Genomic DNA, 9,634 nt, shown 5'->3' with positions numbered 1-9,634 from the left:
CCTCAAGACCTGACCCCATGGACCTCGCCCCCTTCCTGCCGCTGGTCGGCATCCCCCTCGTCGTTGCGGGCTTCGCCCTGCGCTTCAACGCGTTGCTGGTGGTGCTGGTGGCGGGCACGGTGACCGGCCTGTGCGCCGGCCTCGAGCCCCTGGCGCTGCTGGAGCTCTTCGGCGAGAAGTTCATGGCCAGCCGCTCGCTGGCGGTGGTCGTGCTGCTGCTGCCGGTGATGGCCCTGGTGGAGCGCCACGGCCTGCGCGAGCATGCGCAGGCCTGGGTGGGCCGCTTGCGCGGTGCCAGCACCGGCCGGCTGCTGATGCTGTACTACCTGCTGCGCCAGGGCACGGCCGCGCTGGGGCTGACCAGCCTGGGCGGCCCGGCCCAGACGGTGCGCCCCCTGCTGGCGCCCATGGCCGAGGGCCTGGCTGTGCAGCGCCACGGCCCGCTGCCGCCGGCCCTGCGCGAACGCATCCTGGCCCACGCAGCGGCCTGCGACAACGTGGCCCTCTTCTTCGGCGAGGACATCTTCATCGCCTTCGGCGCCGTGCTGCTGATCCACAGCTTCATGCAGCAGAGCGGCATCCCGGTGGCCGAGCCCCTGGTGATCGGCCTGTGGGCCATTCCCACGGCCCTGTGCGCGGCGGTGGTGCACCTGGCGCGGCTGTCACGGCTGGACACCCAGATCGCCGCCGCCCTGCCCGCCGAGCCCAGCACCTGGGAGGCCGCATGAGCACCGCGCCCGTGGCGTCCGCCCCTGCCCTCATCGGTCCCGGCCTGACCCTGCCCCTGGTGGGCGTGGTCCTGCTTGCCACGGCCCTGGGCTGCTGGCGCGAGAGCGGCACGCCGCGGCGCTTCTGGCGCGGCCTGTTCTGGGCCCTGTTCGGCCTGCCCTTCCTGCTGGGCGACCTGATACAGGACCAGCTCGGCAAGCCCCTCACCGACCGCCTGGCCGGCCTGCTGGTGCTGGCCCTGGGCCTGATCGCCGGCCTGGGCTACAGCGCCGGCCCTGCCACGCCGCCTTCGCCCAAGGACCAGAAGCGCCGCCAGCAGCGCGCTGCCTTGCTGGGCCACCGGCTCTTCCTGCCGGTGCTGGCCATCCCGGCGCTGACGGTGGTGGGCGTGCTGGCCGGCCCCCACCTGCGCTGGCCTCAAGGGAGCCTGCTGGCCCCGCAACACCTGACCCTCGCAGCCCTGACCCTGGCCTGCCTGGGCGCCCTGCTGCTGGCCTGGCGGGTGACGGGCGACTCGCCACGGCGGGCGCTGCAGGCCTCGCAGGGCCTGATCGAGTCCATCGGCTGGCCGCTGCTGCTGCCGCTGATGCTGGCCATGCTGGGCGGCGTCTTCCTGGCCAGCCACACGGGCGAGGCCGTCGAGACCCTGGCCCGCCGGCTGCTGCGTCCGGACAGCAAGGCCGCGGTGGTGGCCACCTACACCGTGGGCATGGCGGCCTTCACCATGGTCATGGGCAATGCCTTCGCCGCCTTCCCCGTGATGGCGGCCGGCGTGGCCCTGCCCTTTCTGATCCAGGACCAGGGCGCCAATCCGGCGGCCGTGCTGTCCATCGGCATGCTCAGCGGCTATTGCGGTACCCTGATGACGCCCATGGCGGCCAACTTCAACATCGTGCCCGCCGCCCTCCTGAACCTGCAGGACCGCCACGCCGTGATCAAGGCCCAGACGCCCACGGCCCTGCTGCTGCTGGCCTTGCAGACCCTGCTGCTGTACCTGATCGTCTGAGCCGCCCCGCCGCCATGAACGCCCCCGACTGCCTCCTGATCACCGGCTTCGAGCCCTTCGACGGCGAGTCCGTCAACCCCTCCGCCCAGCTGGTGCTGCGGCTGCAGGGCGAGGCGATCGCCCCGGGCGCGCGCGTGGAGGCCGTGGTGCTGCCCTGCGAGTTCGGCGCCGCCCTGCAGGTGCTGGAGGCCCACGTGGACCGCCTGCGGCCGCGCCTGGTCCTGTGCTGCGGCCAGGCGGGCGGGCGCACAGCGCTGAGCTTCGAGCGCGTGGCCATCAACCTGGACGACGCGCGCATCCCCGACAACGCCGGCGCCCAGCCCATCGACCGCCCGGTGCAGGCCGCGGGCCCCGCCGCCTACTTCACGACGCTGCCGGTCAAGGCCATGACCCAGGCCCTGCGCGGCGCGGGTGTGCCGGCCGAGGTGTCCTACACGGCCGGCACCTTTGTGTGCAACCACGTCTTCTACGGCCTGATGCACCTGGCGCAGCGGCGCCCCTGGCTGCGCCAGGCCGGCTTCATGCACCTGCCCTACCTGCCCGAGCAGGCAGCGCAGCATCCGCATGCGGCCTCCATGGCGCTGGACACCATGGGCGCCGGCCTGCGTCTGGCCCTGCGTACCGCCCTGGCGACGACCCAGGACCTGCAGGTGAGCGAGGGCACCCTCTGTTGATTCCGCCCGCCGGCCATCGGCCCTGCGCCCCTGATTGACGGGTCTTGCTCCTGATCGGGGTCTACTCCTAAGCTTGCCGAAAACAGCACGACGCCAGCGGCCCCTCGCCACGGCAGGGCCTGTGCGTCCAGGGAGCACGGCATGGTCGATCCTTCTCGCAATCACCTGAGGCTGCTGGGCCAGGGCGGGCCCACCCTGGTCTTCGGCCATGGCTTTGGCTCAGACCAGGCCGCCTGGAGCCGCGTGGCCGAGGCCATGGCCTCCACGCACCGCGTGCTGCTCTTCGACCACGTCGGCTTCGGCCGCTCGGACCGCCTGGCTCATTGCGACCAGCGCCACAGCTCCCTGGATGGCTATGCCCAGGACCTGCTGGACATCCTGGAGGACCAGGACCTCGGCGACGTGGTCTATGTGGGCCATTCCATCGGCGGCGTCATCGGCCTGCTGGCCAGCCTGCGTGCACCGCGGCGCTTTGCGCGGCTGGTGCTGCTCAACACCTCGCCGCACTTCATCGACGAGCCCGGCTACCGCGGGGGCTTCCAGCGCCGACAGATCGCCGAGCTGCTCGCACGCATGGACGCCGACTACCCGGCCACCGCCGCCTTCCTGGCCCCCGTGGCCATCGGGCCGGACAACCCAGCGCACCACATCGAGGCCTTCGGCCGCGGCCTCCATGCCCTGGATCCGCTGATCGCCACCCGCTTCGCCCGGCTGACCTTCTACGTGGACTGCCGGGCGCGCCTGGCAGAGGTGCGCCACCCCTGCCTGGTGCTGCAGAGCACGCACGATACCTTCGTGCCGGTGGACGTCGGCGAGTACCTCCACCGGCAGCTGCGGGGCTCGACACTGCAGTTGCTGGAGAACTCGGGCCACTGCCCGCACATCACCCATCCGCAGCTGATCGAGCAGGCGCTGCGCGCCTCGCTGGAGCCTCGCGAAGCGGCGGCGCTGCGGGCCTGAGCTCAGCGCAGGGACTTCACCAGCGAGTCCATCAGCACCTTCAGCGAACGGTCATGCCGCGTGATCGGCGGCACGGGGCGCTGCACGCCCAGCAGCTGGTAGACGGCCATCTGCGCCGCGCGCACCGAGTACTCGACGGTGAAGACCACGTCGTCCGCGATCTCCACGAACTGGCTCACGAAGGCCACATTGCGCGAGCCCGGCGGCACCGGCAGCGGCCGGTCGGCGTGGGCGCGAGGCATGAACATGCTGGTGATGTAGGGCATGCGGCAGGGGATGCACACGGCGCGCTCCAGCACCTCGAGGTCGAGGTTCAGGTGGCCGCGCAACTCCTGCAGGATCTCCGCCCCGCTGCATTCGCTCATGGGCTTGGCCACGAAGTCGCCGATGCGGTCCGGCTGCAGCGCATAGCCCCAGAACACCTGCAGGCCCTCCGGCTGGCCGCGGAAATGCGGCTGGTGGTAGAGCACCACGGACATCTGCCAGGCCGAGTCCTTGAAGGTCACGAGGCCGCCGGTACCGGCGCGGTTGCCGGTGAAGGCCTCCATGTGATCGAAGAAGGCCGGCTGCGCGCAGGTGACGGTGAAGGACAGCCAGTAGGACTCCGCCAGGCGGCTGTTGAAGGCCGAGGGATTGCCGAACTGCGGCCGGCCCTCGGCGAGCTTTTCCCACAGGGCCCAGCCCTGGCTGTCCGCCTTGGTGAGGCGCGGCGCGGGCGCGCTCATGCTGCCCACGCTGGAGGCATCGGTCATGGAGGCGTTCTGCACGAAGACCAGGTCCTCGGGTGCGATGCTGACGGTGCGCTCGCCCTGGGCGTCGCGCAGGGTGAGGGCGCGGGCCACGGTCTGACCGTCCGCCTCGTCCAGGGCCACGTCCGTCGCGGTGGTGCCGTGCACGAAGTTCACGCCGCGCTGCCGCAGCCAGGTCTCCAGCGGCCGCACGAGGGAGTCGTACTGGTTGTAGACCGTGCGCTTGACGCCGCCCAGGGTCTCGATGCGCGGGAACTCGTTCATGAAGCGGTGCAGATAGCGCTTGAACTCCACCGCGCTGTGCCAGGGCTGGAAGGCGAAGGTGGTCTGCCACATCCACCAGAAGTTGGTGTCGAAGAAGGCGGGCGAGAGCCAGTCGCTGATCTTGCTGGTGCCCAGGGCCTCCTCGCTGGCCTCGGTGAGGCGCAGCAGCTCCAGGCGGTCGGCGTTGCTGAAGCCCATGTGGCTGACGTCCAGCTTGTGGCGGCGGCGGTCCACCAGCCGGGCCTTGGAGTGCGCGGGGTTCTGCTCGTTGAAGCGCACGGTCTCCTCGAAGACCGAGAGCTCGGGCTGGTCCAGCGAGGGGATGGACTTCATCAGGTCCCACAGGCACTCGTAGTGGTCCGTGGTGAGCATGCGGCCGCCGCGCAGGCTGTAGCCCTGCTCGGGGCGCCAGGCGGCGTCCAGGCTGCCGCCGCTCTGGGGCTGGCTTTCGTAGATCGTGATGTCCGTGCCGGGCACACCGGCGTCGCGGATCATGAAGGCGGCGCCGGCCAGTGAACCGATGCCGCTGCCGAGGAAATGGGCTTTCATTGGAATGCTCCCTGTGAAGAAATGGATGCGGCCCATTCTTCGCAGGAGGGTTCGCGGCCCCTTGACTCAGATCATTTCGAGGGGCGGAGTGAGAGCCCTCTCTAATGTTCACATGACGCGTCAGGCCTGCGGATGGCGGGCCTGCCAGGCGCGCAGGGCCTGGCGGTAGGCATCCATGGCGAGGTCATGGGCGTCGAAGATGCAGGGGTCGCAGCCATTGCCGCAGCAGTCCTCCAGCGCGGGCGGCTCGGGGGGCTGGGGCTTGGGGTCTTCGTCGACGGAAGCAGGGTCAGGCGGGTTCATGGCGGCGAATTCTCGCGCAGCGCCCAGCGGGGCTCAGCGCCCCGCCTGGCGCAGCGTCTGCACCAGCATGCGGTGCAGGCTGTCCACGGCCTTGTTGCCCTGCGAGGCACGGCTGCGGTAGACGGCCACCTCCATAGGCGCCAGCGGGCCCAGGCCGTGCTGCTCGCCCAGCACCTGCAGGTGCGGCGGCGCGCTGCACTGGGTCAGCACCGCCACGGCCAGGCCACTCTCCACCGCGGCGATCTGGCCGGCCAGGCTGGAGCTGTTGTAGACGATCCGGTAGGGGCGCCCCTGCAGCGCCAGCGCATTCAGGGCGCTGCGACGGCCGGGGCTGGCGGGCTCGTAGACCGCAATGGGCAGGGGGCTGCGGGTCCAGACATCGAACTGCGTGGAGCCCACCCACACCATGGGCTCGTGGAACAGCAGGGTGCCGCGCCGGGCGTTGTCGCGCGAGACCAGTGCCAGGTCCAGCTCGCCCCGGCCGACCCGGGGGATCAGCGAGGTGGACTGCTCGCAGTCCAGCTGGATCTCGACCCCGCCGTGGCGCGGCGCGAAGCGCTTGAGCACGGGCGTGAGGTATTTGCTGGCGTAGTCGTCCGGCACACCCAGGCGCACGAGGCCGGTCAGGGCTTCCTCGTGCAGGGCTGCCTGCGCCTCCGCGTGCAGGTCCAGCATGCGGCGGGCGTAGCCCAGCAAGACCTGACCCTCGTGCGTGAGCTGCAGCTGGCGCGGCCCACGCAGCAAGACCGGGTGACCCAGGGCCGCCTCCAGCTTCTTGATCTGCATGCTGACGGCGGACTGCGAGCGGTGGATCTCCGGCGCGGCGCTGCTCAGGGAGCCGGCGTCCACGGTGGCCACGAAGCACTTGAGCCAATCGATCTGGAGGTCGCGCATGCTTTCGATAAGCGCATGGATGGTTCACGAATTATGCGCTTTTCAACAATCACAGCCGCACCCACAGTGAGGCCATCATGAGCCTGCTGACCCCTGCCCTGCCCGCCGGACCCCGGCCCCATGCCGCCACCCCCGGCGCGCTGGACCTGCGCGCCACCGCCACCATGCTGATACTGTGCCTGCTGTGGAGCCTGCAGCAGGTCTCGCTGAAGGCGGTGGCCGGGGAGCTGAGCCCCATGCTGATGATCGCGCTGCGCTCCTGCATCGCCCTGGCGCTGCTGGGCCTGCTGATGCGCCACCGCGGCGAGCGCCTGGCCCGCGAGCGCTGGCGTGCCGGCGCGCTGGCGGGGCTGCTGTTCGGGCTGGAGTTCCTGCTGGTGTCCGAGGCCCTGCAGCGCACACAGGCGGCCCATGTGATCGTGTTCCTCTACACCGCCCCCATCTTCGCGGCCCTGGGCCTGCACCTGCGCTGGCCGGCGGAGCGCATGGGCGCCTGGCAATGGGCCGGCGCCCTGCTGGCCTTCGCGGGCATCGCCTGCGCCTTCCTGGGTCCGCGTGCCGGGGCGCCGGGACACGCCGGCGGCCAGGCCCTGGCAGGCGATGCCCTGGCCCTGCTGGCCGCCCTGGCCTGGGGCGCGACGACCGTGACGCTGCGCAGCACCCGCCTCGTCGAGGCGCCGGCCACGGAAACGCTGATGTACCAGCTGATGGGCGCGGCCCTGCTCCTGCTGCCCGCGGCCCTGCTGAGCGGCCAGGCGCAGTTCGCCTGCACGCCGCGGGTGCTGGCCCACCTGGGCTTCCAGAGCCTGGTGGTGTCCTTTGCCAGCTTCCTGACCTGGTGCTGGCTGCTGCGCCGCTACCTGGCCTCACAGCTGGGCATGTTCTCCTTCCTGACACCGCTGTTCGGCGTGCTGCTGGGCGCGGCGCTGCTGGACGAGACGCTGGAGGCCTCCTTCCTCGCCAGCAGCGTGCTGGTGCTGGCGGGCATCGGCCTGGTCAGCGCGCAGGGGCCGCTGCAGCGGGCCTGGCGGCAGGCCAGGCCAAAGCGGCGGGCCCACTGAGCCGGCAGCGGCCACAATGGCGGCATGGCACAAGGCAAACGCATCTCCGTCGACATCCACCCCGCCGCCCTCCAGGCCATCCAGGCCCTGGGCGCGGCCGCCCGCCAGGCCCGGCTGCAGGCCGGCGAGGGCCAGGCCGCCGCGGCGGCCCGGCTGGGCGTGCATGTGCAGACCATCGGCCGCATCGAGTCCGGCGAGCCCGGCGTGGCGATCGGCCACGTGCTGGGGCTGCTGGCGCTGTACGGGCTCACCGCCGCGCCCCTGGCCGCTGCGGCAGGCGAGGCCGGCGCATGAGCGGCACGCCCCTGGGCGGCCTGCAGATTCCGCGCTTCGAGACCGAACGCCTCTGGCTGCGTCCTTTTCGCGAGGCGGACTTCGACGGCCTGGCGCGCTTCTTCGCCAGCCCGGTCTCGGCCACCTACGGCGGCCCCTGCTCGCGTGAGGAAGCCTGGCGCAAGTTCGCCGCCTACCTGGGCCACTGGGCCCTGCGCGGCTACGGCCCCTGGGCGCTCGAAAGCAAGCGCGATGGCGCCTTCGTGGGCCTCAGCGGCCTGTGGAATCCCGAGGGCTGGGTGGAGCCGGAGATCACCTGGGCCCTGCTGCCCGAGGCCCAGGGCCGGGGCTATGCCACCGAGGCCGCCCGCGGCGCACTGGCCGCGGCCTATGGCCACTTCGGCTGGCGCACCGCCGTCAGCGTGGTGGCGGAGGGCAACAGCGCCTCCAGCGCCGTGGCCGAGCGTCTGGGTGCGCAGCTGGAGCGGCGCATTCCCTTCCGCGGCGGTCAGGGCCTGGTGTACCGGCATCGCGGGCCGGACGAAGTCTGAGCGCCTCGGCCTGCGTCACGCCTGCGCCGCACGCCCCTGTGCCAGGGCGGGGCCCCTCGGCATGAGCCCTCTGGACGGCAGCGGCGGGACCGGCACGTGCACCTCGGCCGGACGTACGCGCGCCGCCACCTCGTCATACCAGTAGGCCGCGGGCTGCGCGCCCTCGGCGAGGGCCTGCCAGGTGCGCTCCAGGGCCTGCACCAGACGCCGGCTGGCGCTGCTGTGCAACCAGCGTGCGGCCAGGGCCTTCAGCGGGGCCTCGTGCACAGAGCCCAGCCACAGCGCGCGCGGCAGCTCGTGCGTCAGCGGCAGCAGCTGGCCGTCGGACTGCAGCACCAGCACTGGCGCCAGGGCCGTCAAGCCTGGCGCCGGCCAGGCGGGCACCAGCCGTTCGCGGTGGGCCAGGATCTGGTCCTGGCTCAGCGCATCCACCTGTACCCGCACGCCGCTGCGGGTCTGCAGAGCCTGCGCCAGCCGCTGCGCCTCGACGATGGCCGCGAGCAGCTCCTGGCCATCGGGCCGCGCGCCGGCCAGCGTCTCGCGGGCGCGCCCGTGCAGCGTCAGCGGATGCACCTGCACGCCTTGCGCGCCGTGCGCGGCGGCCAGTCCCACGACGTCCTCCAGCTCGTCGACGTTGTGCTGGGTCAAGGTGAAGATGAAGCCGAAGGGCGTGCCCGTGGCGCGCGGCTGGGCCAGCAACCGCAGGGTGCGCGCCAGCGCGCCGGCCTGTCCGCGCAAGGCATCGTGCGTGGTCTCGCGGCCATCGACGGAAATGGCCAGGCGGTCCAGATGCGGCGCGATGGCCGCCCAGCGCTGCGGGCTCAGCAGCAGACCGTTGCTCGTGAGGCTGGTCAGCATCCCCAGGCGGCGGGCGTGCTGCAGCAGGCCCGGCAGCGCCTCGTACAGCAGGGGCTCGCCCCCGGAGACCGCCAGCTGCCGGTAGCCCAGCGCCGCGGCGTCGTCCAGCACGGCCCGCAGCAGCGGCAGGGGCAGCTGCTGCGTCTCGCGCGGGCCGGACGAGGTGTAGCAATGCGCGCAGGCCAGGTTGCACAGCCGCGTGGGATGCAGCTGGATGATGGGCGCCACACCCGTGGGCCCACCGCAGCCGGCCTGCAGCGCCGGGCGGGCGATGGCGCCCGGCGCTGTCCAGGGGGCGAAGTTCTCAGCCACCCAAGGCCCCGCGCGCGCCGAGCTGGCTGATGCCACCTTCCAGCACATTGGCGGGCTGCACCACATGGCCGAAGTCCAGCTGCATGCGGATCAGGTCCGGCCAGGGCGTGCCGTCGATCAGGATGCGCGGCGGCTTGACCTCGCCGCCATGCGTGCGATGCCACTTGAGCCAGAAGAGCAGGTCGTTGCCGCACATGGGCACGTCATCGCCCGCATAGCTCAGCGAGAGCCGCATGCCCGTGGCGTTGGCGCCGCCGTAGACCGTGGCCTCCTCGATGCGGGCGGGGGACTTGTCCATGGCCTGTGCGATCTCCCGCACGGACTCCTCGGTGAGCTGGCGAGCCTTCCAGGCGGCCAGCAGCTTCTCCGAACCGCGTTGCTTGTCGATGTTCATGATGGGGACTCCCTTGATGAGGGCATAGGCGGCCACGCAGGACGCGCGGCTTGGCCT

At 71.8% G+C, this 9,634-nt stretch carries 12 protein-coding genes; 7 read left to right on the top strand and 5 right to left on the bottom strand.

Annotated elements, in window-relative coordinates:
• The first annotated feature begins 17 nt into the window (after positions 1 to 17).
• The 4 genes from ABDJ40_RS19875 to ABDJ40_RS19860 all read left to right on the top strand — a co-directional run bounded on the left by ABDJ40_RS19875 (position 18) and on the right by ABDJ40_RS19860 (position 3,369).
• Entirely contained in the window at positions 18 to 728 is a 711-nt protein-coding gene (locus ABDJ40_RS19875) for a DUF969 domain-containing protein (protein ID WP_347612256.1), read from the top strand.
• Positions 725 to 1,735: a 5-oxoproline transporter, DUF979 family subunit gene (locus ABDJ40_RS19870; RefSeq protein ID WP_347612254.1), complete on the top strand. Its 1,011-nt coding sequence runs from the start codon at positions 725 to 727 to the stop codon at positions 1,733 to 1,735. The genes ABDJ40_RS19875 and ABDJ40_RS19870 overlap by 4 nt, the downstream gene beginning before the upstream one ends.
• 14 nt (positions 1,736 to 1,749) lie before the next feature.
• On the top strand, positions 1,750 to 2,409 hold the full coding sequence (pcp, locus tag ABDJ40_RS19865; protein WP_347612252.1) for a pyroglutamyl-peptidase I: 660 nt from the start codon (positions 1,750 to 1,752) through the stop codon (positions 2,407 to 2,409).
• Positions 2,410 to 2,550: 141 nt separating this feature from the next.
• A complete protein-coding gene (locus ABDJ40_RS19860) occupies positions 2,551 to 3,369 on the top strand; it encodes an alpha/beta fold hydrolase (RefSeq protein ID WP_347612251.1) in 819 nt (272 codons plus the stop codon).
• A gap of 2 nt (positions 3,370 to 3,371) precedes the next feature.
• Here ABDJ40_RS19860 and ABDJ40_RS19855 read toward each other — a convergent pair whose 3' ends face one another.
• The 3 genes from ABDJ40_RS19855 to ABDJ40_RS19845 form a co-directional block, all read right to left on the bottom strand.
• Positions 3,372 to 4,931, bottom strand: coding sequence for an oleate hydratase (locus ABDJ40_RS19855; RefSeq protein WP_347612249.1), 1,560 nt, complete (start codon positions 4,929 to 4,931; stop codon positions 3,372 to 3,374).
• Positions 4,932 to 5,051: 120 nt separating this feature from the next.
• A complete protein-coding gene (locus ABDJ40_RS19850) occupies positions 5,052 to 5,234 on the bottom strand; it encodes an oxidoreductase-like domain-containing protein (protein WP_347612248.1) in 183 nt (60 codons plus the stop codon).
• A 33-nt stretch (positions 5,235 to 5,267) separates the two neighbouring features.
• Positions 5,268 to 6,128: a LysR family transcriptional regulator gene (locus ABDJ40_RS19845; protein ID WP_347612246.1), complete on the bottom strand. Its 861-nt coding sequence runs from the start codon at positions 6,126 to 6,128 to the stop codon at positions 5,268 to 5,270.
• A 77-nt stretch (positions 6,129 to 6,205) separates the two neighbouring features.
• Between ABDJ40_RS19845 and ABDJ40_RS19840 the strand changes: the two genes are divergently transcribed.
• From ABDJ40_RS19840 to ABDJ40_RS19830, 3 genes are read left to right on the top strand one after another with little or no spacing between them, the layout of a single operon-like run.
• A complete protein-coding gene (locus ABDJ40_RS19840; RefSeq protein WP_347612245.1) occupies positions 6,206 to 7,189 on the top strand; it encodes a DMT family transporter in 984 nt (327 codons plus the stop codon).
• Positions 7,190 to 7,213: 24 nt separating this feature from the next.
• Entirely contained in the window at positions 7,214 to 7,483 is a 270-nt protein-coding gene (locus ABDJ40_RS19835) for a helix-turn-helix domain-containing protein (RefSeq protein WP_347612244.1), read from the top strand.
• Positions 7,480 to 8,013 carry a GNAT family N-acetyltransferase gene (locus ABDJ40_RS19830; protein ID WP_347612242.1) on the top strand — a complete coding sequence of 178 codons (534 nt, stop codon included), beginning with the start codon at positions 7,480 to 7,482 and terminating at the stop codon, positions 8,011 to 8,013. Before ABDJ40_RS19835 ends, ABDJ40_RS19830 begins: the two co-directional genes overlap by 4 nt.
• Before the next feature lie 15 nt (positions 8,014 to 8,028).
• Here ABDJ40_RS19830 and ABDJ40_RS19825 read toward each other — a convergent pair whose 3' ends face one another.
• Both ABDJ40_RS19825 and ABDJ40_RS19820 read right to left on the bottom strand, forming a co-directional pair.
• Positions 8,029 to 9,183, bottom strand: coding sequence for a radical SAM protein (locus tag ABDJ40_RS19825; protein WP_347612241.1), 1,155 nt, complete (start codon positions 9,181 to 9,183; stop codon positions 8,029 to 8,031).
• Complete coding sequence (locus ABDJ40_RS19820) at positions 9,176 to 9,577, bottom strand: hypothetical protein (RefSeq protein WP_347612240.1); 402 nt, start codon at positions 9,575 to 9,577, stop codon at positions 9,176 to 9,178. The genes ABDJ40_RS19825 and ABDJ40_RS19820 overlap by 8 nt, the downstream gene beginning before the upstream one ends.
• Positions 9,578 to 9,634 lie beyond the last annotated feature (57 nt).

Source organism: Roseateles flavus, assembly GCF_039872765.1.
Classification (GTDB): domain Bacteria; phylum Pseudomonadota; class Gammaproteobacteria; order Burkholderiales; family Burkholderiaceae_C; genus Roseateles_B; species Roseateles_B flavus.
The sequence above is the reverse complement of the archived record's forward strand: the minus strand, read 5'-3'. Positions and strand labels throughout refer to the sequence as shown.